Origin of the sequence: Streptococcus sp. CF8_St5-11, from assembly GCF_024295625.1 — a bacterium.
In the GTDB taxonomy this organism is placed as follows: domain Bacteria; phylum Bacillota; class Bacilli; order Lactobacillales; family Streptococcaceae; genus Streptococcus.
Genome location: NZ_JANCOJ010000001.1, coordinates 520,087 through 545,772, shown reverse-complemented (window position 1 = coordinate 545,772; position 25,686 = coordinate 520,087). Strand labels below are relative to the sequence as shown.

18 protein-coding genes are annotated in these 25,686 nt (G+C 44.7%); 10 read left to right on the top strand and 8 right to left on the bottom strand.

All coding sequences use genetic code 11. The annotated features are described in order from the left end of the window. Positions 1–100: 100 nt before the first annotated feature. From NMM13_RS02570 to NMM13_RS02525, 10 genes are all read left to right on the top strand, one after another. Positions 101–670 (top strand): sugar O-acetyltransferase, encoded by a 570-nt coding sequence (locus NMM13_RS02570; protein ID WP_254727418.1) that lies wholly within the window; start codon positions 101–103, stop codon positions 668–670. Continuing rightward, positions 667–1,431, top strand: a complete 765-nt coding sequence (locus tag NMM13_RS02565) for a nucleoside phosphorylase (RefSeq protein ID WP_254727415.1) — start codon at positions 667–669, stop codon at positions 1,429–1,431. Before NMM13_RS02570 ends, NMM13_RS02565 begins: the two co-directional genes overlap by 4 nt. A 31-nt stretch (positions 1,432–1,462) precedes the next feature. After that, on the top strand, positions 1,463–2,845 hold the full coding sequence (locus tag NMM13_RS02560; protein ID WP_201087528.1) for a TrkH family potassium uptake protein: 1,383 nt from the start codon (positions 1,463–1,465) through the stop codon (positions 2,843–2,845). 9 nt (positions 2,846–2,854) lie between these two features. Continuing rightward, positions 2,855–3,520 carry a TrkA family potassium uptake protein gene (locus NMM13_RS02555; RefSeq protein ID WP_049471856.1) on the top strand — a complete coding sequence of 222 codons (666 nt, stop codon included), beginning with the start codon at positions 2,855–2,857 and terminating at the stop codon, positions 3,518–3,520. A 122-nt stretch (positions 3,521–3,642) separates the two neighbouring features. Further along, a complete protein-coding gene (locus NMM13_RS02550) occupies positions 3,643–4,401 on the top strand; it encodes a CPBP family intramembrane glutamic endopeptidase (protein ID WP_049474097.1) in 759 nt (252 codons plus the stop codon). Positions 4,402–4,548: 147 nt separating this feature from the next. Continuing rightward, entirely contained in the window at positions 4,549–6,780 is a 2,232-nt protein-coding gene (locus NMM13_RS02545; protein ID WP_254727412.1) for a glycoside hydrolase family 31 protein, read from the top strand. 68 nt (positions 6,781–6,848) lie between these two features. Next, complete coding sequence (locus NMM13_RS02540) at positions 6,849–8,456, top strand: alpha-glucosidase (protein ID WP_254727409.1); 1,608 nt, start codon at positions 6,849–6,851, stop codon at positions 8,454–8,456. A gap of 592 nt (positions 8,457–9,048) precedes the next feature. Beyond that, positions 9,049–11,298, top strand: a complete 2,250-nt coding sequence (metE, locus tag NMM13_RS02535; protein WP_254727406.1) for a 5-methyltetrahydropteroyltriglutamate--homocysteine S-methyltransferase — start codon at positions 9,049–9,051, stop codon at positions 11,296–11,298. Positions 11,299–11,411: 113 nt separating this feature from the next. Continuing rightward, positions 11,412–12,287: a methylenetetrahydrofolate reductase [NAD(P)H] gene (metF, locus tag NMM13_RS02530; RefSeq protein WP_049486236.1), complete on the top strand. Its 876-nt coding sequence runs from the start codon at positions 11,412–11,414 to the stop codon at positions 12,285–12,287. A 132-nt stretch (positions 12,288–12,419) separates the two neighbouring features. Further along, positions 12,420–15,356 carry an AAA family ATPase gene (locus NMM13_RS02525; protein WP_254727404.1) on the top strand — a complete coding sequence of 979 codons (2,937 nt, stop codon included), beginning with the start codon at positions 12,420–12,422 and terminating at the stop codon, positions 15,354–15,356. A gap of 125 nt (positions 15,357–15,481) precedes the next feature. Here NMM13_RS02525 and hutG read toward each other — a convergent pair whose 3' ends face one another. From hutG to NMM13_RS02485, 8 genes are all read right to left on the bottom strand, one after another. Next, positions 15,482–16,474 (bottom strand): formimidoylglutamase, encoded by a 993-nt coding sequence (hutG, locus tag NMM13_RS02520; protein ID WP_061604485.1) that lies wholly within the window; start codon positions 16,472–16,474, stop codon positions 15,482–15,484. Positions 16,475–16,556: 82 nt separating this feature from the next. Further along, entirely contained in the window at positions 16,557–18,098 is a 1,542-nt protein-coding gene (hutH, locus tag NMM13_RS02515; RefSeq protein WP_003008651.1) for a histidine ammonia-lyase, read from the bottom strand. A gap of 215 nt (positions 18,099–18,313) precedes the next feature. Next, positions 18,314–19,657, bottom strand: a complete 1,344-nt coding sequence (locus NMM13_RS02510) for an APC family permease (protein WP_003008649.1) — start codon at positions 19,655–19,657, stop codon at positions 18,314–18,316. A gap of 21 nt (positions 19,658–19,678) precedes the next feature. Then, positions 19,679–20,257, bottom strand: coding sequence for a HutD family protein (locus NMM13_RS02505; RefSeq protein ID WP_254727401.1), 579 nt, complete (start codon positions 20,255–20,257; stop codon positions 19,679–19,681). A 15-nt stretch (positions 20,258–20,272) separates the two neighbouring features. Further along, positions 20,273–21,946: a formate--tetrahydrofolate ligase gene (locus NMM13_RS02500; protein WP_254727398.1), complete on the bottom strand. Its 1,674-nt coding sequence runs from the start codon at positions 21,944–21,946 to the stop codon at positions 20,273–20,275. A gap of 31 nt (positions 21,947–21,977) precedes the next feature. After that, complete coding sequence (locus NMM13_RS02495) at positions 21,978–22,607, bottom strand: cyclodeaminase/cyclohydrolase family protein (protein ID WP_254727395.1); 630 nt, start codon at positions 22,605–22,607, stop codon at positions 21,978–21,980. A gap of 12 nt (positions 22,608–22,619) precedes the next feature. After that, complete coding sequence (ftcD, locus tag NMM13_RS02490; RefSeq protein WP_003008641.1) at positions 22,620–23,519, bottom strand: glutamate formimidoyltransferase; 900 nt, start codon at positions 23,517–23,519, stop codon at positions 22,620–22,622. An 83-nt stretch (positions 23,520–23,602) separates the two neighbouring features. Further along, positions 23,603–25,633: a urocanate hydratase gene (locus NMM13_RS02485; protein WP_254727393.1), complete on the bottom strand. Its 2,031-nt coding sequence runs from the start codon at positions 25,631–25,633 to the stop codon at positions 23,603–23,605. Positions 25,634–25,686: the final 53 nt, after the last annotated feature.

Here is a 25,686-nt window from a genome sequence, read left to right as displayed (position 1 = left end):
TTAAGTGTTTATGATCTTTTTTCTTACAAACCTTATTCTGACGTTTGTTTTAAAGGGGGAATTCTGCTATAATATGTCAAAATAACGTGGAGGTTTCCTTATGGCCAGTGAATATGAAAAAATGATTGCAGGTGATTTTTATAAACCTGCGGACCTTGAATTGCGGGCTTTGGCCCAAGCCTCTCGGGAGAAACAAGAAGCTTTTAACCAAGAGGTGGATCCTAAAAAAGGGGCAGCTATCATCAAAGAGTGGTTTGGATCAACCGGTGAAAACCTCTATCTCAATCGTCAGGTTCTTGTGGATTATGGGGTCAACATCCATCTGGGAGAAAATTTCTATGCCAATTACAATTTAACCATGTTGGACATTTGTCCCATTACGATCGGCAATAATGCCATGATTGGTCCCAATTGCCAATTTTTGACGCCCTTGCACCCACTGGATCCAGATGAGCGCAATTCTGGTCTCGAATACGGGGCGCCGATTACGATAGGAGACAACTTCTGGGCGGGAGGAGGGGTCACCATTCTTCCTGGTGTGACGCTGGGTGACAATGTGGTCGCTGGCGCTGGGGCAGTCGTGACCAAATCCTTTGGAGATAATGTAGTTCTTGGAGGAAACCCAGCCCGTATCATTAAAGAAATACCCATTAAAAAGGAGAAGGGATGATCCAAAAACATGAAATTCCTATTTTAGAGTTTGACGACAACCCACAGGCAGTCCTGATGCCGACCCATGAGGGGTTAGACCTGCACCTACCTGAAAAATGCATCTATGCTTTCCTGGAGGATGAGATTGACCGCTTTGCCAAAACTGTTGGAGCTGAGCAAGTGGCTACCTTTGTCTCAGCTACCAAGGCTTATCCAGTCTATGTTCTGGAGCACCAAGGGGAGAAACTCTGCTTGGCACAAGCGCCAGTTGGATCTGCACCTGCTGCCCAATTCATGGATTGGTTGATTGGCTATGGGGTGAGGAAAATCATTTCCTCAGGAAGCTGTGGCGTCTTGGTGGACATTGAAGAAAATGCTTTTTTAATCCCGACCAAGGCCTTGCGAGATGAAGGAGCCAGTTACCATTATGTCGCTCCTTCTCGTTATATAGAGGTGGACGGCCGTGCCCTGAATGCTATTGAAACGGTCTTGAAAGGAAAAGAAATTCTTTATCAAGAAGTCATGACCTGGTCGACCGACGGTTTTTATAGGGAAACACCTGACAAGGTGGCCTATCGCATCGAAGAAGGGTGTAGTGTGGTGGAGATGGAGTGTGCTTCACTTGCTGCAGTGGCCCAACTTCGTGGGGCGATTTGGGGCATGCTCCTATTTACCGCAGATTCTCTAGCAGATCTGGAAAATTATGACCAACGTGACTGGGGCTCAGAAGCTTTTGAGAAGGCCTTAGAATTGTGCCTTGAGATGGTTCATCACTTATAAATCTTTTCTTTTTTTATGATACAATGAAGCTATGTTAGACAAATTATTTTTTAAACAATGGCGGGCCAAATTGACTCGCTTGTCTCCAGCAAGGCGGATCTTTCTCAGCTTTGCCTTGGTTATCCTGATAGGCTCTCTCTTACTGAGTTTGCCCTTTGTCCAGCAAGTAAGCTCAACAGCAGGCTACATCGACCACCTCTTTACCGCGGTCTCTATGGTCTGTGTGACAGGGCTCTTTACCCAGTCGGTGGCTTCGACCTATAATGGCTGGGGGCAATTGATTTGTATGCTCTTGATTCAGATTGGAGGCCTAGGGATTTTGACCTTTATTGGTCTCTTCTTTATGGAAAGTCGCCAAAAGCTCAGTTTCAAGGACCGGCAGACTATTCGGGACAGCTTTAGCTTTAGCAATAATCAAAGCTTGACCCGTTTTGTCCGCTCCATCTTTATTACCACCTTTACCATCGAAGGTGTCGGGGCCTTGCTCCTCATGACTCGCTTTATTCCTCGCTTTGGCTGGGGCCATGGGATCTTTAACTCCATCTTTGTCGCAGTTTCCGCCTTTTGTAATGCAGGCTTTGATAATTTTGGGGGCGATAGTATGATGAGTTTCCAGACCGATTGGTTGGTCAATATGACCTTATCTGCTCTGATCATTACCGGAGGCTTGGGCTTCATGGTCTGGTTTGACCTAGCCACCAAGGCCCGCAACCAATCGGGACGACGGACTCTTCGTTTCCATACTAAGGTGGTTCTCTGGTTGACAGCTGCTATCCTTCTCTTTGGGACAGTGACTAGTCTTTTGACAGAGTTTAATAATCCAGCAACGATTGGGTCCCTTCCATTGGGAGAGAAGATCTTGGTCAGCTTCTTCCAAACGGTCAGTATGCGGACGGCTGGCTTTGCCTCACTGGATTATACAGCAGTCCGACCTGTAACGCTCTTTGTCTATATCCTCCAGATGTTCCTAGGTGGGGCACCAGGTGGGACAGCAGGAGGGATGAAGATCACCACCTTCTTGGTCTTGATCCTCTTAGCGCGCAAGGAATTGCTGGGGTTGCCACATACCAATTTAGGAAAACGAACCATCGCACCAGACTTGGTGCAACGTTCTTTGGGCACAGCAGTGATTTTCCAGTTGACCTTTATCCTGGGTCTCTTTGGTCTTTGTCTTGTGACGCCGGATGGTCAACGTTTTCTGTACCTGGTCTTTGAGGTGGTATCAGCTTTAGCGACAGTGGGCGTAACGGCCAATGTGACCTCGACCTTAAATGGAGCGGGACTTGGCATCATCATGGTGCTCATGTTTATCGGTCGGATCGGCCCCTTGACCCTTATGGTCAGCTTGAACAATTACAAAGCCAAAAAAGCAGATGCCTTGCAATATGCCAAGGCAGACATCATTATCGGATAGGAGAGACTTATGGCAAATCGAACCATTGGAATTCTGGGATTAGGGATTTTTGGACAGAGTGTCTTAAAAACCCTGCAGGACCAGGATGTGGATATCATTGCAATTGACGATCATGAAGATGTGATCAACCAGTATGAACCTATGATTACAACTGGGATTGTTGGAGACATTACGGAAATGGACCTCTTGGATGCGGCAGATATTGGGAACTGTGACACAGTCGTCATTGCGACGGGAGAAAACTTGGAATCAAGTGTCCTGGCGGTCATGCACTGTAAGGCACTTGGCGTCGAGCACGTCATTGCCAAGGTCAAGAATGAAGTGACCAAGGAAGTCCTTGAGAAGATTGGAGCTGATTTGGTCATCCTACCAGAGGTAGAAGCGGGGATGTCTCTAGCTAAGATGATCCTCTTCCAACACGGGATTGAAGTCTTCCAGTTGGATGAAGCAGTGGTGGTGGCTGAGTTTACGGTTCCAGCTAGCTGGGTAGGAAAAAGCCTTCAGGACTTGGCTGTCAGAGAGGAGTACCATCTCAATATTATCGGCTATCGAGATGCGGAAGACCAACCGCTTCATATTCAGATTGGTCCCGACTTTATCTGGCCTGAAGGGGTGCGCGTGATGGCAGTGACAGACAACCAATATTTAGATAGAATCCAAGATTTGTTAGACTAATAGTGTAATGGAAACGGCCCAAAGGTCGTTTTTTTCTTCTCTAGGTTAACTCTTCTTTAAGTATTGATTGCTAAAGTAAGAGAAACAAAAATACTTCCATTGTGGGAATAGAAGGATGAAAGATGATATTTTTTAACAGAATACGACCCAAACAGCCCTTAAAAGAACTCAAATGGTTTGATATTGGTATTGTGACAGCCATTCTTTTTGGGCAATTCATTATCCGCTCGACCCAGCTGTTTTTAGCCAGTTTTCAGCCAGTCGCGCAGACTGCAGTAGCCACAAACAGTAGCAATACTGCAAGTGAAGGAGCTGCTTATTCGAGCAATATGACCTTGCAGTTGATCTTACTGGCTCTAGCTCTTCTTTACTTGCTGCTTCGTCGCTTTGATTTTAAACAATTGCCGATCCGCTTTAAGTGGTCCACCTTGATCTGGGTGCCCCTGCTCTTTGCAGCGATGGGACTTTTTGGGGATGTGATTTCAACAGTCTCGGGTGAATACAATTACCTAAGTCCGAGTCTTTGGCCCTATATCGATCCCATGCAGATCCTCCATAAGTTCATGGCTCTGAGTCCCATGGCAATTGCTTATGGTTTGCTCAATGGATTTTATGAAGAATTTTTCTTTTTGGGCTTAATGACTTCGGTAAGTGAGAAGAACAAGTGGAAGGCGCTGGCCTTTTCAACCCTGATCCGCTTTTCTTTCCATACCTATCAAGGGCTTCTCTGGGCCCTTGTGATTGGCGTCATTTATGGACTCTTTTATTACGTCATGTACAAGAAGGTCGTCAAGAATCTCTTGCCATTTTTCCTCATGCATGCCTTGGCAGATATGTTTGGCTCGAGTCTCATGTATCTCTTGATCAATTGGGGAAGTTGATCTTATAAAATTTTAGGAAAGGCTCTGTCAAGTGTTGACAGGCCTTTTTTTGAGTGCTATAGTAAAATCGTAAGCGCTTACCTAGTGAGGCGAACCAGATGAAAAGAGGGCTAGTCAGATGCCCTATAAAAAGAGGAGGACAGACAAATGGCAGGACCAGTGATAAAGGGAGAAAACTATCGGATCTCCGTATTAACGGAATCCTTGGTGCGCTTGGAATACTCAGAGGATGGTGTTTTTGAAGATGGTCAGACGCAAGTTATACAAAATCGAGATTTTGGACCTGTTGCCTGTGAGGTTGTAGAGACAGAAGCTGTTCTCGACCTTCATACAGAGCATCTCCACCTCCATTTTGAAAAAGGACCTTTTGCACCGGATCGACTTTATATCGAACTCAAGGGTCAGTATGCAGTCTATGGGAGCCGGTGGCTCTATGGAGATCAGCCGGAGACCTTAAAGGGGACCAGTCGGACACTTGACGAGGTCGATGGGGCTATGGAGTTGCAAGATGGAATCTTGAGCAAGGCTGGTTATGCTCTATTAGACGATTCCGCTTCCTACTTGTATGATGACGAAAGCGGGTTTAGAGCACGCTCCTATCCAGAAGTGGATCTGTATTTCTTCGGTTATGGGCGCGATTATCTAGGTGCCTTAAAAGATTTTTACCATCTGACAGGACAGCCCCCACTCTTGCCACGTTATGCTCTGGGAAACTGGTGGAGTCGCTATTGGCCTTATACCAGTCAGGAGTACACAGATTTGATGGATCGATTCAAAGCAGAAGGGGTGCCTCTTGCGGTCAGTGTGATCGATATGGACTGGCACAAGACAGCGATCCCTGCTCGCTTTGGAAGTGGTTGGACGGGCTATAGTTGGAACCGGGATTTGATTCCTGATCCAGCTACCTTCTTAAATGGCCTACATGAGCGTGGTTTAAAGGTGACCTTAAATGTCCATCCGGCAGATGGAATTCGCGCCTTCGAAGATGCTTATCCCATGGTCGCAAAACGCTTGGGACTGGATGCAGAAAAAGAAGAAGCGGCTAGCTTTGACTTTTATAGTCCAGCTTTTCGCGAAGCTTATTTTGAAGATGTCCACCATCCTTTGGAAGATCAAGGAGTGGACTTTTGGTGGATTGATTGGCAGCAAGGTAGTCATGGCAAGATGGATCCCCTTTGGTTGTTAAATCACTATCATTATCTAGACAATTGTCGAAAAGGCCAAGCTGGTCTCATCTTATCGCGTTATGGGGGTCCTGGTAGCCATCGGTATCCGATCGGTTTTTCAGGGGACACTATTGTGACTTGGGAATCCCTAGCCTTTCAACCCTATTTTACTAGCACAGCTTCCAATATCGGCTACACCTGGTGGAGTCACGATATCGGTGGCCATATGCGGGGCTACTATGATGAAGACTTGGCTCTTCGCTGGTTGCAGTTTGGGGTTTTTAGCCCGATCAATCGTCTTCATAGTTCTTGTAATGCCTTTAACAGTAAGGAACCGTGGTTTTACTCGTCTGAGACCTGTCGCTTGATGAAGCAGTATTTGCGCCTGCGCCATAGCTTACTGCCTTATCTCTACACTATGAATGTGGCGACACACGAAGAAGGACTACCTTTGGTTCAACCCCTCTATTACCACTATCCAAACGAAGAAGAGGCTTATGAAGCGAAAAATCAATATTTCTTTGGCAGTGAACTCATGGTGGCGCCAATTACCGAAGCGCTGGATCCTGTCTTTCATAGTGCTTCTGTGAGCGTTTGGTTCCCAGACGGCGTTTGGTACGATTTCTTCCATGACTGGAAGTATGAAGGAAGAGGCAAGCTCACGATCTTTAGGACCAGCCAGGATATTCCAGTCTTTGCACGTGCAGGAGCCATCATCCCTATGGATGCACAACCACAGACAGGAGTGGAGCTTCCAGAAATGCTGGACTGGCATCTCTTCCCAGGTGACAATCGTTCCTTTGTACTCGTCGAAGGAGAAGGAGCTGGTAAGGTTGAAACCCGCCTAACAGTCGATTGGGATGAAAGAAAGATTAGGATGGATCTGTCAGGTGATCTAGCCTTGCTTCCTGAAAAGAGACAACACCGTTTCTTGCTCCATACCTTTGAGACAGCCCCTATTTTAGTTGACAATCAAAGTCAAGAAATTGCGATGGGTGAGCTACAATCGCGTCCGATTGCTAAAGAAGATCGGATGTTTGAACTCTTGAAATCTGCTAACCTGGCCTACGATAGGAAAAATGAATTATTTGCGGCTTGTTCAAGAGCCAAGGATTGGAAACAGTTGATGAAGGTCATCACGCCTTTGGAGGAAGGCTTGCGCCAACGTCTCTTTGAAGTGATTTATTCAAGTGAAGAGGGAGAAGACTTGTAAACTCTTGCAATATCACCCCTATTTTTGTATGATGAAAGTGATTTCACAATCATAAAGGAGAAGAAAAAATGGAACAAAAATGGTGGCATAATGCCGTAATTTACCAAGTTTATCCAAAAAGTTTCAAGGATAGTAATGGCGATGGCATCGGGGATCTCAAGGGGATCACGAGCAAGCTAGACTATCTGGAAAAGCTTGGGATTACAGCCATCTGGCTCTCACCAGTCTACAAGAGTCCCATGGATGATAACGGCTATGACATCTCGGATTACGAGGATATTGCCTCCATCTTTGGTACCATGGAAGATATGGAAGAATTGATCGCAGAAGGTCAGAAACGCAAGATCAAAATCATCATGGACTTGGTGGTCAACCATACCTCTGATGAGCATGCTTGGTTTATCGAGGCGCGTGAACATCCAGACAGTCCAAAGCGGGATTTCTATATTTGGCGCGATGAGCCCAATGGCATTATTTCAGCTTTTAGTGGCTCTGCTTGGGAGTTCGATGAAGCTTCAGGACAATACTACCTACATAACTTTAGTAAGAAGCAACCAGACCTCAACTGGGAAAACGAGGAGCTCCGTCATCAGATCTATGACATGATGAATTTCTGGATTGATAAGGGAATTGGTGGCTTCCGTATGGATGTGATCGATATGATCGGTAAGATCCCAGATCAGGAAATCATCAGCAATGGTCCCATGCTCCATCCTTACTTGAAGGAAATGAATCAAGCAACCTTTGGTGATAAGGATCTGCTTACAGTAGGAGAAACTTGGGGAGCGACTCCAGAGATTGCCAAGCAGTACTCCAATCCAAAAAATCAAGAATTGTCCATGGTTTTCCAATTTGAACACATTGGCCTTCAATACCAACCGGGTCAACCAAAGTGGCACTACGCTAAGGAATTGGATGTGCCAAAATTGAAGGAAATTTTCACCAAGTGGCAGACGGAATTAGGAAAAGACGAAGGCTGGAATTCCCTCTTTTGGAACAACCACGATTTGCCACGGATTGTGTCAACTTGGGGGGATGATGGGAACTATCGTGTCAAATCTGCCAAGGCTTTAGCGATTCTGCTTCACTTGATGAAGGGAACTCCTTATATCTATCAAGGGGAAGAAATCGGGATGACCAACTATCCATTTAAGAGCCTTGAGGACGTAGAAGATATTGAGTCGATCAACTATGCTCACGAAGCCTTAGAAAAAGGCGTGCCGCTCGAAGTGATCATGGATCAAATCCGCCATATTGGTCGGGACAATGCCCGGACACCGATGCAGTGGAATGATGAAGCAGAAGCTGGCTTTACGACAGGTCATCCATGGCTTGCGGTCAACCCAAACTACAAAGAGATCAATGTGGAGGCTGCCCTAGCAGATCCAGACTCTATTTTCTATACCTACCAAGCCCTCATTGCTTTGAGAAAAGAGTACCCTTGGCTTGTGACAGCCGATTATGAATTGGTGGACGCAGCAGACAAGGTTTTTGCCTACAAGCGGGTAGAAGGAGAGCACGCCTATTTGGTGGTTGTCAATCTCTCCAGTCAAGAGCAAGACTTACCGCTCGTCAATGGGGTTGAAGAGGTTCTCATTGCCAATACCAAGGTAGAACAAGTCCTCGAATCAGGCAAGTTGGCCCCTTGGGATGCCTTCTGTGTTAAATTAGCCTAATGAAGCAAATGAAAAAATAGAGGAAATTACTTCCTCGTAGAAGCAGGTCTTTCTCGATAGAGAAGGCCTGTCAGATTGGGAACGACGTCATCTAAAAAACTTTCCTTAGGTGAGTTACGGACGTCAGCGAACTTCTACGAAGTTCCAAGACTAATTATTGAGCCTTAGGTCTCAATAATTCCGAGTGCTAGAAACAATAGTGTTTCTAGCACTTTTCTCACGGCGGAAAGTTTCACTAGATGATAGAATCGTTCTAACGAATACATTTTTATAGAATTTCTTAGATTTGTAAACAGAAGCAATTTGTTTATGCTTGCACAGGTCTTTCTCAGTAGAGAAGGCCTGCTTTGCTTTTTAGGGGCTGTTCTTCTAGCGGAATCCGCTCAAAATCCGCTCAGAAATGGTTCAGGGACGCTTGGGCTATAGGAAATCTTTATAAGAAGTCCTAGTTTTTGCTTTTAATCTCTGGTCTCAAGGCCCATTAAATCTGTGTTATAGTTTTTGGCTATATCAAAATTCGTGTAAAAGCAATTATACAAGACGGCTTTCTTCTGATATGATAGTGTCAATTAGAATTTTTGGAGGACACAACATGTCAACTACAATTATCGGTTTCCCACGTTTGGGTGAATTCCGTGAATTAAAATTTACAACTGAAAAATACTTTAGAAAAGAAATCTCAGCAGACGAGCTCTTGGCAGCTGCTAAAGACTTGCGTGCAAAACACTGGAACATTGTTAAAGAACAAGGCATCTCAGAGATTCCTTCAAATGACTTCTCACACTACGACAATTTCCTTGATGCAGCCTTCCTTTTCAACGTCGTGCCTGCATCTGTTCAAAACTTGGATTTGACAGACCTTGAACAATACTTCGCTTTGGCGCGTGGTTACCAAGGTGAAAAAGGGGATGTCCGTGCCCTTCCAATGAAAAAATGGTTCAACACCAACTACCATTACATCGTTCCTAAATTTGAAAAAACAACAGAAGTGAAATTGGCTGGTCACAAGATTTTTGATGAGTACCAAGAAGCCAAAGAATTGGGTCTTGATACTCGTCCAGTAGTGGTTGGACCATTCACTTTCCTTCAATTATCTGACTTTGAAGATGGTGTGAAAGCTGAAGACTTCGTAGACAGCCTGGTTGCTGCTTATCAAGAAGTTTTTGCCAAATTGGCTGAGCTTGGTGCGACTCGTATTCAACTCGATGAGCCAGCTCTTGTTAAAGATTTGTCAGCTGAAGAAAAAGCTCTCTTCTTGGACCTCTACAACAAACTCTTGGCGGATAAGAAAGGCCTTGAAGTCTTGATCCAAACCTACTTTGGTGATGTTCGTGATGTCTACAATGACCTTGTGAACTTGCCAGTTGATGGTATTGGTCTTGACTTTGTTGAAGGCAAGAAAACACTTGAATTGGTGAAAGGTGGCTTCCCAGCTGATAAGACTCTTTATGCAGGTATTGTAAATGGGAAGAACATCTGGCGAAACAACTATGAAAAGAGCTTGGAAATCTTGGATCAAGTTCCAGCTGAAAAGGTTGTCTTGACGACTTCTTGCTCTCTTCTTCATGTGCCATTTACAACTGCTAATGAAGATTTTGAACCAGCTATTTTGAACCACTTCGCCTTTGCGGTTGAAAAATTGGGTGAATTGCGTGACTTGGATGCCATCCGAAATGGTCAAGGGGCAGAAGCTCTTGCTGCCAACAAAGAACTCTTTGCAACAGAACGCGTTGGAGCAAATGCTGAACTTCATGCTCGCATCGCAGCTTTGACAGAAGCAGACTACACTCGTTTGCCAGCTTTCGCAGAACGCGAAGAAATCCAAAAAGAATCCTTCAAACTTCCAGCGCTTCCAACAACAACCATCGGTTCATTCCCTCAAACGAAAGAAGTTCGTGCTAAACGTTTGGCCTTCCGTAAGGGTGAATTGACTCAAGAAGAATACGATGCCTTCCTTGCTGAAACAATTGATGAATGGATCAAATGGCAAGAAGAAGTTGGATTTGATGTGCTTGTACACGGTGAATTTGAACGGAACGACATGGTTGAGTACTTCGGTCAAAACTTGTCTGGTTACCTCTTCTCTAAAAACGGTTGGGTACAATCATACGGTATGCGTGGGGTGAAACCACCAATCATCTGGGGAGATGTTACTCGTCTTAACCCAATCACTGTGAAATGGTCTAGCTACGCACAAAGCCGTACAGATAAACCTGTTAAAGGGATGTTGACTGGACCTGTTACCATTCTTAACTGGTCATTCCCACGTGAAGACATCTCTATCAAGGATTCTACTCTTCAAATCGCTCTTGCTATCAAGGATGAAGTTCTTGACCTTGAAGCTGCAGGCGTGAAAATCATCCAAATCGACGAAGCTGCTCTTCGTGAGAAATTGCCACTTCGTCGTAGCGACTGGTACGAAGATTACCTTGACTGGGCGATTCCAGCCTTCCGTTTGGTACACTCAACTGTAGCGCCAGACACACAAATCCACACTCACATGTGTTACTCAGAATTTACAGATATCATCCCTGCTATCGACAACTTGGATGCAGACGTTATCTCATTTGAGGCAAGCCGTTCAAACCTTGAAATCTTGGATGAGTTGAAAGCGAAAAACTTCCAAACAGAAGTTGGACCTGGGGTTTACGATATCCACTCACCACGTGTCCCACAAGACGGTGAAATTGATCACACCATCGAAGCAATCTTGGCTAAAGTACCAAGTGGCAAAGTTTGGATCAACCCTGACTGTGGTTTGAAGACTCGCGGAATTAAAGAAACAAAAGAAAGCTTGATCAAGCTCGTTAATGCTGCTAAAGAAGCGCGTGAACACTTGTAAGAAATGTTTCGAGGACCTTCTATCATCGTGTAGAGGGTTTTCGAATCGTTCCCTTATCCTAGAAATAGTGGCTCAGAGTTCTTGATCAAAGAAACAAAAGAAAAGGATAGAATATGTCTCAACACACACCGTCTCTGTCATTTGAAGTTTTTCCTCCAAATCCTGAAGTAGGCAATGCCAAACTCTTACGTGCTTTGGCAAATATGCAGGAGCTAGCTCCTCACTTTATTAGTGTGACCGCTAGCAATAATAAATACAATATCAAAGAGACGACGGTTGCTTTAGCCAATTACATTCAAAATGAATTGTCTATTCCGACGATTGCTCACTTGCCAGCCGTCTATTTGAGCAAGGAAAAAGTGGCTGATACTCTTCATGAGTTAGATGAAGTAGGAGTTCATCGGATTTTGGCTCTGCGTGGGGATATTATCCCTGGTGTGGAACCTTTAAAAGACTTTCGTTATGCAACGGATCTGATTGAATTTATCAAAACAGAAGCGCCCCATTTTGAGGTAATTGGTGCCTGCTATCCTGAGGGACATCCGGATTCTCCCAACCAAATTTCAGATATTCAAAATCTTAAAAAGAAGGTAGATGCAGGGTGCTCTAGCTTGGTCACTCAACTTTTCTTTGATAATGAGCGTTTCTATGATTTTCAAGATAAGTGTACCTTGGCTGGGATCAATGTTCCTATTCATGCAGGAGTGATGCCGATTCTCAATCGCAATCAGGCCCTTCGTCTCCTTAAGACTTGTGAAAATGTTCATATCCCACGGAAGTTTAAAGCCATTCTGGACAAGTATGAGCATGATCCAAAGTCTCTTCGCGCAGCTGGCTTGGCTTATGCAGTCGATCAAATCGTTGATTTGGTTACTCAAGATGTGGCAGGTGTCCATCTTTACACCATGAACAATGAAGATGTCGCTTACCACGTCTACCAAGCGACAAAGGATTTATTTGCTCATCAACCGAATTTTGAAGTGAATTAATCAACACTTTTAGTAGGAAGTGTAGAGATTGAGAAAGAATCGTTCTCAGTCTCTTTTTATTTGGATAAATTACTTGCTAAAAGCCAACTTTTTTTTTATAGTATTAATATGAAGTTTTTGGAGGCGCTTGCAATGAAGAAAGATCTCACGTTAAAGTTATTTGGACCCCCTAAGGTTGTTTTCAATCAGAAAACTATTCGGTTTTCTTTTTCGAAGATGGAGGCCTTGCTTTATTATTTAGCGGTCATGGGCCAGGTCAACCGCGATGAAATAGCCGGTATCCTTTGGGGAGATAAGGAAAACCAAGTAGCTCGCAAAAACTTACGGAATACGGTTTACCAAGCCAATAAAATCTTTGAAGGAGATATCATTGTCTCTCCAAGTCGGAGCAGTTTGGCCCTTAATCCTGATTTGAGCCTTTCTTTGGATGTCAAACTCTTTGAAAGAGATCCACTAAGTGCCTTGGATCTTTATCGGGGAGACTTTTTAGAGGGCTTCTATGTCAAGGATGATGAAGACTTTGATCAGTGGGCTTCTCGCAAACGAGATGCTTATAGGAAGCTCTATGTCGAAAGCTGCTATCAAAAAATTGAAAAGGTCGGTTTCGGAGACTCTAGTATAGAACTCTTGCTCCATCATTTGGTAGAGTTGGATGAATTTGAAGAGAAAAACTACCAGCTCTTGATGGAGTATTATAGCTTCCATCATCAGCTAGGAAAATTTTTTGAGACCTATTATAAGCTAGTCGATTTATTGGATCGCGAGCTTAGTGTGCGTCCCAGTCGAGCAATTGAGGAACTTTATCACTCCGTTTTGGAAGCCAAACGAACTCATAAACTGAGTCATCGCTTGAATATCCATGAACTTCCTTTCTTTGGTCGGAAACAAGAACTCTCGCAGCTCGAGGAATACCTTTCCTTAGTCGAGACGGGTGAGGCGGTAGGTCCTTTTCTCGTGATGGGGCAATCTGGAACAGGTAAGAAACGTCTCTTGCGGCAGTTGGTCTTGATGTCCAATCGCAGTTTTAATTTTATCAAGGTGGAAGGAAGAGCTACTAGTCAACGCTACGAAGGAAGCAGCTGGAATGATCTCAGACAAGCGCTAGAGAAACTGGGGGATGAGATGGGGATTTCATTTCTGGAAGGGGAGGATGATCTCATTTCAGTGTGGAATCAGCTTCAAGGCCTTAGCAAAGAAAAACCGCTCCTGATTCTTCTTGAAAATGCCCAGTGGATCGATGCAGTGTCTCTAGAAAAAGTGAAACAACTAGAAGATCGAAGAAATCAGGAGAAATGGCAACTAATTTTTACAGCGGAAGAGCCCCTACCAGATTTCTTCGTCAACTTCTTGGGGGGCTTGAAGGTAGAGAAACGCTTGTCTCAACTAGAGTTGACCAATTTTGCCCCAAGTGAAAGTCGTGCTCTCTTGAAAGGGGAACTGGGAGCAATAGAGCCGGCAGTGATGGAGCAGATGGTCGAATGGAGTGAAGGCAGTCCGTTCTTACTATCCAGCTATATCGAAGAGTGGAAAGAAAATGAAAATTTAGAACCCTTGCCTGATATCATCCAAGCTTATCTTTCTCAGGAGCTTGGGGATATGAGCAGCGAGGAAGAGGCTCTTCTACACTACCTATCGTGTTTTCATAAGCCAATTTCTCTGTCTATCTTGGCGGAATTGACGGCTACAGAGCTTCCTGTTTTGACAGAATTAATCGAGCCTTTATCTGAAAGAGCGATCGTCTCAATCGTAGAAGAAGGAGAGTCTCTTATGGTTCAATTCTGCAAGCAATTGGTAGCCATGTACTTTTACCATCTTCTTTCGCCAGCTAGACGGCGGCTCTTCCACCAACAAATTGCGCAAAAATTGGAAGAAAGCTTAGAAGATTCGACGGACCTTCTTCTTTATAAGGAAATTGCCTACCAATATAAGCGATCCCAAAATCTTTTGCGTTCCTTATCGTTTGAGTTGACCTATTTAGAAGAAATCCTTCAGCTGGAGCATGAACTGTTTCCGATTTATTCCAAGGTAGATGAGGGGTTCCTATCAGATGGTACAAATAGCCGTTTGGACATTTTTGGAGAGCTATCCCGTATACGCCAAGAATTAGATAATCTCTTTTCAAGGCACCAAAGAGATAGAGAATACAAGCATTTACAACTGCGTTACTTGTACCTAGAAGGTCGCTATTTTATTCGAAGTGGGGAGTATCAAAAGGGGATTCATGATATCCAAAAAGTCATCTCCTATGCGCGGGAACTCAAACAGTCAGACTTCCTTTTAGAGGGTTATCGGCAAATCATTTATTATTGCATTCAAACAGAAAATATTTCTGAGATGGCCTATTATACAGATTTGGCTCTGGAAGATGCTATCCAAGCTAACAATCATGAGATCATCGCGATCCAGTTGCGCTTGAAAGGCTTGTATCATCTAATGGTTGGGGATGAGGAGCAGGCGACCCGGCATCTGTATCGCTCCATTGATTGCTTTAGTTTGACCAATAGTATGCAGACCAAGTATGCCATTCAAATTGCGGCTTCTTTGGCCTACCTCGCTGAAATAGAGCAAATTAGGGGTCATTTCCAAGTAGCCGTCACCCACTTAGAAGAGGTCTTGCGTTTGGTGGGAGATCAAGCTGTTGATTCTGTCCGTGTCGTCTTTGATATTGATCTGGGTATCGCCTATTATTGGAAGGGAGATTTGATCCAAGCACGCCTCTGTTTTGACAGAGCCCAGAAGATTTTGTCCAGTGTTCGCTTCCCTTGGAAGGAAGAATTGCTCGAATTTTATCAATCCTTAATCGCTTGCCAGCAAGGAGATCAAGAAAAGATTGCGGATTATCTGGCTCGAAAAGAAAGGATGATGAATCCATCTGCTAATTCACGGGATAAGGGGATGGTTCATTATCTATTAGCTTTCTTATCTAATCAAAAGGAGAAGGGAGAAGAGCTCGATCCTGCCCTGATTACCTTCTTGAAAGAAGAGAAGAATTACTATAAGAAAGTGGCAGAGCAACACTTGAATCCCTACAGAGATCGTCAGTTTCTTAAGAAATTAAAAGATATGTAGTGTCTCTTATCTAAATCATAAGAGAAGGCTAAGAGGCCATGCCTCCTTTCAGGCGAAAATGAAAAAAGCATAGAAATACCCAAGCAATGGGTGTTTCTATGCTTTTTATGTGTGTAGAAATCTTCTTAGTTCAGTTTTTGTTGCGCCAATATTTGGGTCAAGTAAAAGATAAAGGTCGCAGCAAGGTTTGAAGTATGGTTGTCAATGTCATGAGGAGGAGAAACTTCCACGACATCAAATCCGACTAGTTTGCCACTGGCAGCAATGTGTTGGAGAAGCAGGAGGGCCAGTTTAGGATCGACACCAAGTGATTGGATGGCACTAACACCAGGAGCAGAGCCGACTGCAAAGCAATCCATATCAATAGACAGATAGATCGCGGTTTGATTTTCTAAAAATTGATCGATTCGATCCAGAATGGCTTGGTGGCTCATCTGGAAGAGGTCTTGCCCGGTTAAGAAATCAATGCTTGGTGTTTTAGCAACGTAATTAAAGAGGAAGAGGTTATTATTGTGCTCTTGGATCCCCAGGATGAGGTAAGGGAAGTCCTGCCCCTTGTCTTTCGCATGATCAGCCATTTGACGAAAACCTGTTCCAGAGTTGGGCCCGGTTTGGTCGTAAGGACGCAAATCAAAGTGGGCATCCAAATTGATTACAGCCAGTTGTTCATCTTTTTCTAAACTGGATTGAATCCCTAGATAGTGGCCGTAAGCAGTTCCGTGACCGCCTCCTAGGACAATGGGTTGGATCCCTAATTGGTACATGCGCTGGATCGCTTGTGAGAGACTTTCTTGGAGTTCTTCTAGTGAATGGTTAGGCCCGTCAATATTTCCCACATCATACACTGTCACATTGGTTCCCCAGTGCCATGGAAGTTTAGCGATTTGAGAACGGATAGCTGTAGGACCCTCGACTGCTCCTACACGCCCATTATTGATATAGACTCCTTTGTCGCTCTTAAAGCCGATGATCCCAAAGGTCATCCCCTCAAATGGAGTGAGGGTCTCGTCGTTTAGGTCTAAAAATTTGGTGACCATTCCCCATTTGGCCGTGTAGGGATTGTCCTCGATGCTACCTTGGTAGTAGCTGTAGGTCATTGGATAGTAGTTTGTGAGCAAGCTTGTCGCCTCCCTTATTTTTCTGAAAGCAGGCAGAGGCTGAGAAGATCGCCAGCCTCTGTTTTGCTTTATTCTTACTGTATCAGTATTGAATGCTTAAGTCAACTGCTTTTTCGATGGTTGCTAAGAATTCTTCGCTTTCGACAACAGCAGATGCTTTATTAAGTTCTTCAAAGATTTCGATATCTTTGTCAAATTCAATGAAGTTCAGTTTTTGACGAATCAGCTCATAAGCTGGTTTTGTACCTTTACCAAGTTCATGATTTTCTGGCTTGAGATCCAAGGCTTGGCAAGCTGCCATGATTTCAGTAGCAACGATGCGACGTGAGTTTTTAAGAATTTCTGCTGCTTTACGAGCGGCAGTCGTTCCCATGCTGACGAAATCTTCTTGGTTTTCACAAGATGGAATAGAATCGACACTAGCAGGGTGAGCCAAAATTTTATTTTCCGATGCAAGGGATGCACAAGCATACTGGGTAATCATGAAGCCTGAGTTGAGTCCAGGGTGTTTGACCAAGAAGGATGGTAATTTACTGAGTTGGCTGTTGACCAAGCGTTCCACCCGACGTTCAGATACGTTCCCAATTTCAGAAAGGGCAATGCCTAAGAAGTCAAATGGTTGCGCCATTGGTTCACCGTGGAAGTTACCTCCTGAGATGACGTGTCCTTCTTTGGTAATGATTGGGTTATCTGTGACAGAGTTGATTTCGATTTCAACTTTTTCTTTTACGTAAGCAATAGAATCCTTGCTGGCTCCATGTATTTGAGGGATACAGCGGAGTGTATAAGGATCTTGTACCCGTTGTTGGGTTGCTACCGTTGTGTTCTTGCTTCCTTCAAGGAGGTTACGGATGTTGCGAGCAGTTGCCAATTGTCCACTTTGAGGACGGATGGAATGAAGGTCTTCTTCGAATGGACTGGTAATTCCATTGTGAACTTCCATTGAGAGAGCACCAGCGATATCAGAGAGTTTGAGCAATTGGATACCATCATAAGTCGCAAGAGCACCGATACCGGTTAGGACAGTCGTACCATTGATCAAGGCAAGCCCTTCTTTGGCAGCTAATTGGATCTTTTCAATTCCAGCACGATCTAAGGCTTCTTGACCACTGAGAAGTTCTCCTTTGTAGTAGGCGCGTCCAAGACCCAACATTGGTAAAACCATATGAGCAAGTGGTGCTAAGTCTCCAGAAGCTCCGAGAGAGCCTTTTTCAGGGATATAAGGAGTGACTCCTTTGTTGAGCAATTCTAACAGTTTTTCAACGGTTGACAGACGAATGCCAGAATAACCTTTCAAGAGTGAGTTGATACGGATCAGCATGATGGCGCGAACAGCATCTTCAGGAAGTGGATCACCGAAGCCAGATGAGTGAGTTCGGATCAGGTTTTCTTGCAGTTGAACAGTATCTTCTGGAGAGATGCTGACATTACAGAGGGAACCAAAGCCAGTGGTTACACCATAGACGACTCGTTTTTCCCGGACAATGTCATCAACGATTTTACGGGATGCGATAACGGCTTCTTTGGCTTGTTCATCAAGCTCACATTGGGCACCGTGCCGAGCTACAGCGATGACTTCTTCGAGTGTTAAGCTATTACCATCTAAATGAATCAATTGAGTCATATAAAACCTCCGATTATGAATAGTTGTTCTGTGGAAGTAGTGTTGTTTACTTCGGTTTGAATACCAAACATGGGCCCATTGTCTATTGATCATAAAAATTGAAAAGAGTCATAGAGAAAAGGGCTCAGGTTTGACATTCGTGGAGTCCTAGATGTGTTAGGGAGCAAAACCGAGCTTCGCTCCCGTCTCTGTTCCCATCTACTGTGTAAAGAAAATTAGTGAGGAAGGGTTTTCGATTTATGTAGTTTATCGCCGTGGAAAACAAAGTAGAGTCCACTTGCAATCACGAGACCGATGGCCCCCCAAACAAAGTTCATTAGGTTGTCCCCTGCAATCATCAAGATACTAATGACAACAGCTAGAACTGGGATAACGGGACCAAATGGTACTCGGAAGGTAACCTTTTTGTCTGGGTACATTTTTCTGAGTTTGATAGCTGCCAAAGCAGTTGGAATGTATTGGAAGAAACGGAAGACAACACTGAATGTTGCTAAGGATTCGAAAGAGCCAGATAACAAGAGTAAGAAAGCGAAGATACCAGAGATGATAATGGCAATGACAGGGGCATTCTTAGAGTTTGTTTTTCCAAGCCCTTCTGGTAAGAGTTTTTCAGTTGCTAATGCGGCACCAAAACGAGGGACCATGATGGATTCACCGATGTTTAGACCGGCGATTGAAATGAGGGCTCCGTAAGAAACGAGGGGAGCTCCGATAGGGCCAATCATTTCGACAAATGCGTCTTGTACTGGTGCACCGGTTTGCATAATGCGACCACCAAGCATGGCAATTGTTCCAGCGATGATCAACATGTAGAGAACAGATACAATACTAATAGAACCTAGAATAGCGCGGGGAACGTTCTTTTCAGGGTTGCGCATTTCCCCTGCAACGATAGACATGGTTTCAAATCCGATAAAACCGTAGAAGATGTAGACGGCTGTACTAGAAATAGAACTGAAGAGGTTTGTTCCACTTTCCAATTGAAGGAAAGGTGTGAAGTTGCCTTTGCTCACGCCACCGGAAATGAAGAAGATGGCAAAGAGTGAGAAGAGGACAATTGGAATTAATTTTGCAACAGTAGCTGTCAGAGTAAACATCTTAGAGGTTTTCAGACCGGCAATGTTCATCAGACTCAAGAGAATCAGCATACCGATACTGATCGGAAGGTTGTAGCCTTCAAATGCTGGGAAGGTGATGATGAAGATCTTAGCAAAGCCGGCTAACATGGCAGCCCAAGCGATAACAGTAACGGCCCAACCGAGAATCCCAACGTTAAAGCCAACGAAGTCTCCGAAAGCGGCTTTTGAGTATTGCATGGCTCCACCGTTTTTGTCGAAGTAGCCAGCTGTTTCAGCCAGACAGGCTGATAGTAGCATGACGAGAATGGCAACCCCGAACATGACAGCTAGAGAAGCTGGTCCGAGGCCAGAATAAATTTTTTGAGGGAGGAGGAAGATACCAGATCCGATTACGGCGTTGATACCGTAAAGAGTGGCACCGCTAAAGCTGAATTTCGCTTTTTCTTGTTCCTCAATCGACTGTTTATGTGCTCCGTTCATAATGTTTCTCCTTTGTGAACATTATTGTAGTCCAGTCCAGATAGCAATCGGTTGCTCCTCAGACTGATGGGGTAAAAACGTGATTGTCATCTCTTGAAGAGGAGATGCTTGTTCGATCACCAGGAGCTCGTGAGTTTGGAGAGTTTGAGAATGATTGTTTCCCCATTCGAGTGTTAGTGGACAGAGAGCGTAGATCAATTGATAGCGACTCTGACTTTTGACACTCTCTTTTGGGGATATAGCACTCATATGCCCCTGATAAGAAGGTTTGTAAATCAAATTAAAGTCTTGACAAGTCCCTTGGCTAGATACAGGATCTCCCCCATCAAAGAAGTAGCTTTGAAAGGGGTTCAAAACCACTTCTTTATGGTGATGGGTAAGCCTAATGGAGGCATTCAAGGGCATCAAGATTCGGTGGTAGCCCGTGAGATCGGTAAAGTCACTTGTTTCAACCTCTACCGTTGCAGTAGAGAGTCGGAAATCAAAGGTTCGATCCTGATAACTTCCCTCTTTTGGAGAGAGGAAGAGTTGGGTAGTTTGGCCACCGGACCAAGTAGAAATCTGATAATCTGCGGGGGTAAGATGAAGGATAGTCACCATAGGACGTCCTCTTTCTTAAAAGAGACCAGTGATATTGCCTTGGGCATCGATATCAATCTTTTCACTGGCAGGAACTTTAGGTAGGCCAGGCATGGTCATAATGGTACCAGTGAGAGCGACGATAAAGCCAGCTCCAGCAGCCACCTTGAGGTTACTGATTTTGACAGTGAAGTCTTTTGGTGCTCCCATTTTCTTGGCATCATCCGAGAAGGAATATTGCGTTTTGGCCATACAGATTGGGTAGTTGGAGAAACCAAGTGCTTCCAATTCTTTTAGTTCGCGTTTGGCCGCCGGTGTTAAGCTAATGCCTTTACCACCATATACTTTTGTGACAATCTTGGTCAATTTTGTTTCAATACTGTCTTCTTCGTCATAGACATAAGAGAAGTGGTTTTCTTCTTGAGCTAGTTGAATGACTTTTTCAGCTAGGTCACGACCACCAGCTCCACCATTTGCCCAGACATCTGAAATAACAACATCTACATTGCGTTTCTTACAAGATTCATAGACAGCTTCTAGCTCTGCCTCTGTATCCAGTGGGAATTTGTTAATGGCAACGACCACAGGTAAGCCATAGACTTCTTGGATGTTGGCCAAGTGTTTGTCTAGGTTTGGCAGACCATCGATAACAGCTTGGACATTTTCAGTAGCCAAGTCCGCTTTGGCGACTCCACCATGCATCTTGAGGGCTCGGATGGTTGCGACGAGGACTACGGCAGAAGGTTTGAGTCCGGCAATGCGGCACTTGATATCAATGAATTTTTCAGCACCTAAGTCTGCTCCAAAACCAGCTTCTGTCACAACATAGTCTGCATATTTGAGAGCTAGTTTAGTAGCCAGCACGCTGTTACAGCCATGAGCAATATTGGCAAATGGTCCGCCGTGGATGATAGCAGGAGTATGTTCTAAGGTTTGTACCAAGTTTGGATGGATGGCATCTTTGAGGACGGCTGCCATAGCACCTCCAGCCTTGAGGTCTTTAGCTGTGACTGGTTGTCCTTGGTAGTTGTACCCAATAATGATGCGATCGAGGCGTTCTTTGAGGTCAAGGATATTTTCTGAGAGACAGAGAATAGCCATGATTTCAGAAGCCACTGTGATGTCAAAGCCATCTTCACGAGGAACCCCGTTTGTTTTTCCTTGAAGGCCATCGACAATATGGCGGAGTTGACGGTCGTTCATGTCGACCACCCGTTTCCAGGTAATCCGACGAGAATCGATGCCCAACTCATTTCCATGGTGAATGTGGTTGTCAATCAAAGCTGCAAGCAGGTTATTGGCAATCCCAATGGCATGGAAGTCTCCGGTAAAGTGAAGGTTAATATCTTCCATTGGAACCACTTGGGCGTATCCACCACCGGCAGCTCCACCCTTGATCCCAAAGACAGGGCCAAGAGAAGGTTCGCGCAGGGCAATGACGGCTTTTTCACCAATAGCTGAGAGGGCATCGACTAACCCAACAGAGGTGGTTGTCTTTCCTTCTCCAGCAGGTGTCGGAGAGATGGCTGTCACAAGAATCAGTTTTCCATCTTCCTTATCCTTGAGTTGTTCCAGTTGGTTGCTATCAATTTTGGCCTTGTATTTTCCGTAGAGCGAAATGTCGTCTTCGGTCAATCCAAGTTCAGCAGCGATATCGGTAATGGGCTTCATTTGGACAGAATTGGCAATTTCAATATCCGATAAAACCATAGAATCCCTTCTTTCTTTTTGTTTGTTAGGTTTATGATAGACTTTCTAAAATGCTTTGGTAAATGTTGTCTGCAAGATCAGAGCCTGTTCGGAGGAGTTCGAGACCCTTGCCGTGGTATTCTTGGACAAAGTCTTGGTCCTTGATTCCTGAAATGTTGATCAGGACGTTGAGCCAAGCCCCTTGAAGGCCAGCTTTGAGATTCAGAGCAGCCACCCCTAAGTCACTCGCCGCATTGGTGTTGGACTTGCCAACAGCTTCTTTGGTGGTTTCAAGCGCCTCAACGATGAGCTCCATCATAGAGAAAGGAGATTCAGTTGCCTGTTTCAAGGCTTGTTGCATGGCCTCACGACGAGCGGCTTTCTCTTCTTCCGTTTCTTTTGGAAGATCAAAGACAGCTGATACGACATTGAAAGCTTCTGTATCCTTGTCAATAGCTTCTAGTAACTGGTCTTGGAGGTGAGCGCTTTTTTCGTGAACCCCTTTGATGTGGTCTTCAAATTCTGCGTATTTTTTCTTACCGATGGTCAGTTCACAGACCATTTTTGTAAGTGAAATCCCGTTTGCAGCAGATAGGGCAGCAGCAGAACCACCACCTGGAGCTGGAGCATCCGAACCAAGGACCTTGGCAAACTCCGTAATACTTAAGTCAACTAGTTTCATAGAACTCCCTTTCTAACCCAACAAGTGATTTTCCAAGACTTGTTTGCTGTAGTCAAAGTCTTCTAATTGTAAGTAGTATTCAGCAGAGTCGATCAAAGCCTTAGCAGGAGCCAGTCCAATGAGTTCTGTTCCGATGATGCGAACACCATAGCGTTGCGCTTCGAAACGAACGGTTTCCACAACACGATACAATGGGAATTGTTCCAAGTTGACCATATTGATGGAGACTTGGGCGATGTTGCGATCTTCTAGCATGACACCGATCGCTTTACAGTATTTGTATCCACCGCTTGATCCACGAATGATTTTAGAAATCTTATTGGCAATCTCTAGATCATCTGTATCAAGGTTGATATTGAAAGCAACGAGTGGCATCCGGACACCGACAGCTGTAACCCCTGCAGTTGGGTGAATCTTGCGTTCACCGTAGTCTGGCTTCCAGTCTTCTTCCAACAATTTTTCTGGCATTCCTTCAAATTGTCCTTTACGCACTTTCGCCAAGTTCTTCCGTTCTGGGCGAGTTGCAGCATCTTCATAAAGGAAGATTGGAATACCTAATTCACGATTGATGCGTTCGGCTACTTTGTTAGCAATCTCAACGCATTCAGCTGTAGTGATATCTTTAACGGGAACGAATGGACAAACGTCTGTTGCCCCCATACGAGGGTGTTCGCCTTCGTGCTTGGTCATATCAATGTTTTCAGAAGCGTATTTCACCAATTGGAAAGCCACTTCTTGAATGCTTTCTTCATCCCCAACGAGTGTAAAGACGCTGCGGTTGTGACTGGCATCAGACGAGTAGTCTAGTAAAGTGACACCTGGAATACTTTTTGCTGTTGCTGCTAATCCGTCGATCACAGCTTGATTGCGTCCTTCAGAGAAGTTTGGAATACACTCAACAATTTTTGCCATATGATTACCTCTTTTTATAGGAGAAGTTGGGGAGGAGGAGTCTTTGCATTTTCCTCCCCTTTCTCAGTTTTTATTTTTTGATGTTAAAACAATTTTTGAACGGCTTCTTTTACCAAATCTTCATCTGCTAGATAAGGAATGGTGATGTGGTCTGTTCCTGCATGGAGACGGTTGTACTCGATCGCTGTTTCAATGGCATGGTTATTCCGTGCCCAATTCCGACGAGCAACCCCACCCATAGTGTCCCAGGCAATGGCAGACTTGATGATTTCATCGATCCGGTGGCTACCGTCTAGAACGAGACCAAATCCACCGTTGATGGCTTTACCGATACCAGTACCACCACCGTTGTGGAGAGCAACGAGACTCATACCGCGAGCAGCGTTACCAGCGTAACATTGAACTGCCATGTCACAAGTAACGTTCGAACCGTCCTTGATATTGGAGGTTTCACGGAATGGAGCATCTGTACCAGATACGTCGTGGTGGTCACGTCCAATCATGACCGGTCCGATCTTACCTTGGCGAATGAGTTCATTGAATTTCAATGCAATGTTAACACGGCCCATGCAATCTTGATAGAGGATACGTGCTTGTGTACCAACGACTAGTTGGTTCTTTTCCGCATCGCGAATCCAGTTGTAGTTGTCGCGGTCTTGGTAGCGACGAGTTGGATCGATCGCTTCCATGGCTGCATGGTCAGTTGCAATCAAGTCTTCGTGTTTACCGCTGAGGCAGACCCAACGGAATGGACCATAACCATAGTCAAAGAGCATAGGTCCCATGATATCTTCTACATAAGATGGCCAAATGAAGCCATCCTTGTCATCCAAGCCATTCTTAGAAATTTCCTTGATACCTGAGTCGTAAACAGATTTCATGAAGGCATTACCGTAGTCGAAGAAGTAGGTACCTTTAGCTGTCAAGGCTTTGATCACTGCAAAGTGACGAGCCAAGGTTTCATCAACCAAACGGCGGAAGGTTTCTTTGTCTTCTGCCAGCAAACGTGTCCGTTCTTCAAAACTAATGCCAACTGGGCAATAGCCACCATCATAAACGTTGTGGCAAGAGGTTTGGTCAGACAAGAGATGAACGTGGACATTGTGTTCATTGACATATTCGAGCAAGTCTACGATATTTCCATGGTAGGCAATCGAAGTGGATTCACCAGCTTCCAGTGCTGCTTGAGCCAATTTCACAGCTTCTTCGGCACTGTTGGTCACTTGGCTAATCCAGCCTTGAGAGTGACGGGTTTCGATCCGAGAGCGGTCCACTTCTGCAACGATAGCAACTGCTTTTGCGATTTCAGCTGCTTTCCCTTGAGCTCCGCTCATTCCACCGAGACCAGATGAAATGAAGAGTTTACCTGTTAAGTCGCCGTCATCAGGCACACCGAGTTTGAGACGACCGGCATTGAGAAGGGTGTTGAAAGTACCGTGAACGATTCCTTGAGGACCAATGTACATCCAGCCACCAGCCGTCATCTGACCGTAGTTGGTCACTCCCATTTCTTCAGCAATTTCCCAGTCGCGCATGTTGTCATACTCACCGATCAAGAGACCGTTGGTAATGACGACACGAGGAGCTTCCGGTTTCGATTTGAAGAGGCCAAGAGGGTGACCCGATTCAACCACCAAGGTTTGGTCTTCTGTCATGACTTCCAAGTATTTCTTGATCAAGTTGTACTGCATCCAGTTGGCACAGACAGATCCTGTTTCCCCATAAGTGACCAATTCATATGGATAAAGAGCAATTTCAAAGCTCAAGTTGTTGTCAATCATGACCTGCATAGCCTTAGCAGCTGTGCATTTTCCTTTGTACTCATCGATTGGTTTTCCATAGATGCGATCTTTTGGACGGAAGCGATAGCCATAGATCCGACCGCGAGTTTTTAGTTCTTCCAGAAATTCTGGAATCAACTCTTGGTGGAATTTTTTAGGAATGTAACGCAAAGCATTTTTAAGGGCAATTTCAGTCTGAGCTTGCGTTAAGCGGAAGCCTCTATCAGGTGCTCGACGGATGCCTTCTTGAAAAGTCGCCTTTTCAGGTAGGACATCAAAGTCAAGTTTGACAGACATAGCAGCTGCAATTTCTTTCTCGTCTATAAATGACATAGCAGAACCCTCCTTATAGTTGGACTGTGAATTTATATTTTCTTTATTGTATC

Excerpts from the sequence above, each read along its gene's own strand:
- NMM13_RS02570 (WP_254727418.1), top strand. The coding sequence starts at position 101 with ATGGCCAGTGAATATGAAAAAATGATTGCAGGTGATTTTTATAAACCT.
- metE (WP_254727406.1), top strand. The coding sequence starts at position 9,049 with ATGTCAACTACAATTATCGGTTTCCCACGTTTGGGTGAATTCCGTGAA.
- NMM13_RS02540 (WP_254727409.1), top strand. The coding sequence starts at position 6,849 with ATGGAACAAAAATGGTGGCATAATGCCGTAATTTACCAAGTTTATCCA.
- NMM13_RS02565 (WP_254727415.1), top strand. The coding sequence starts at position 667 with ATGATCCAAAAACATGAAATTCCTATTTTAGAGTTTGACGACAACCCA.
- NMM13_RS02560 (WP_201087528.1), top strand. The coding sequence starts at position 1,463 with ATGTTAGACAAATTATTTTTTAAACAATGGCGGGCCAAATTGACTCGC.
- NMM13_RS02505 (WP_254727401.1), bottom strand. The coding sequence starts at position 20,257 with ATGGTGACTATCCTTCATCTTACCCCCGCAGATTATCAGATTTCTACT.
- NMM13_RS02500 (WP_254727398.1), bottom strand. The coding sequence starts at position 21,946 with ATGGTTTTATCGGATATTGAAATTGCCAATTCTGTCCAAATGAAGCCC.
- NMM13_RS02485 (WP_254727393.1), bottom strand. The coding sequence starts at position 25,633 with ATGTCATTTATAGACGAGAAAGAAATTGCAGCTGCTATGTCTGTCAAA.
- NMM13_RS02495 (WP_254727395.1), bottom strand. The coding sequence starts at position 22,607 with ATGAAACTAGTTGACTTAAGTATTACGGAGTTTGCCAAGGTCCTTGGT.
- NMM13_RS02525 (WP_254727404.1), top strand. The coding sequence starts at position 12,420 with ATGAAGAAAGATCTCACGTTAAAGTTATTTGGACCCCCTAAGGTTGTT.
- NMM13_RS02545 (WP_254727412.1), top strand. The coding sequence starts at position 4,549 with ATGGCAGGACCAGTGATAAAGGGAGAAAACTATCGGATCTCCGTATTA.
- NMM13_RS02550 (WP_049474097.1), top strand. The coding sequence starts at position 3,643 with ATGATATTTTTTAACAGAATACGACCCAAACAGCCCTTAAAAGAACTC.
- NMM13_RS02510 (WP_003008649.1), bottom strand. The coding sequence starts at position 19,657 with ATGAACGGAGCACATAAACAGTCGATTGAGGAACAAGAAAAAGCGAAA.
- ftcD (WP_003008641.1), bottom strand. The coding sequence starts at position 23,519 with ATGGCAAAAATTGTTGAGTGTATTCCAAACTTCTCTGAAGGACGCAAT.
- hutH (WP_003008651.1), bottom strand. The coding sequence starts at position 18,098 with ATGACTCAATTGATTCATTTAGATGGTAATAGCTTAACACTCGAAGAA.
- NMM13_RS02555 (WP_049471856.1), top strand. The coding sequence starts at position 2,855 with ATGGCAAATCGAACCATTGGAATTCTGGGATTAGGGATTTTTGGACAG.
- metF (WP_049486236.1), top strand. The coding sequence starts at position 11,412 with ATGTCTCAACACACACCGTCTCTGTCATTTGAAGTTTTTCCTCCAAAT.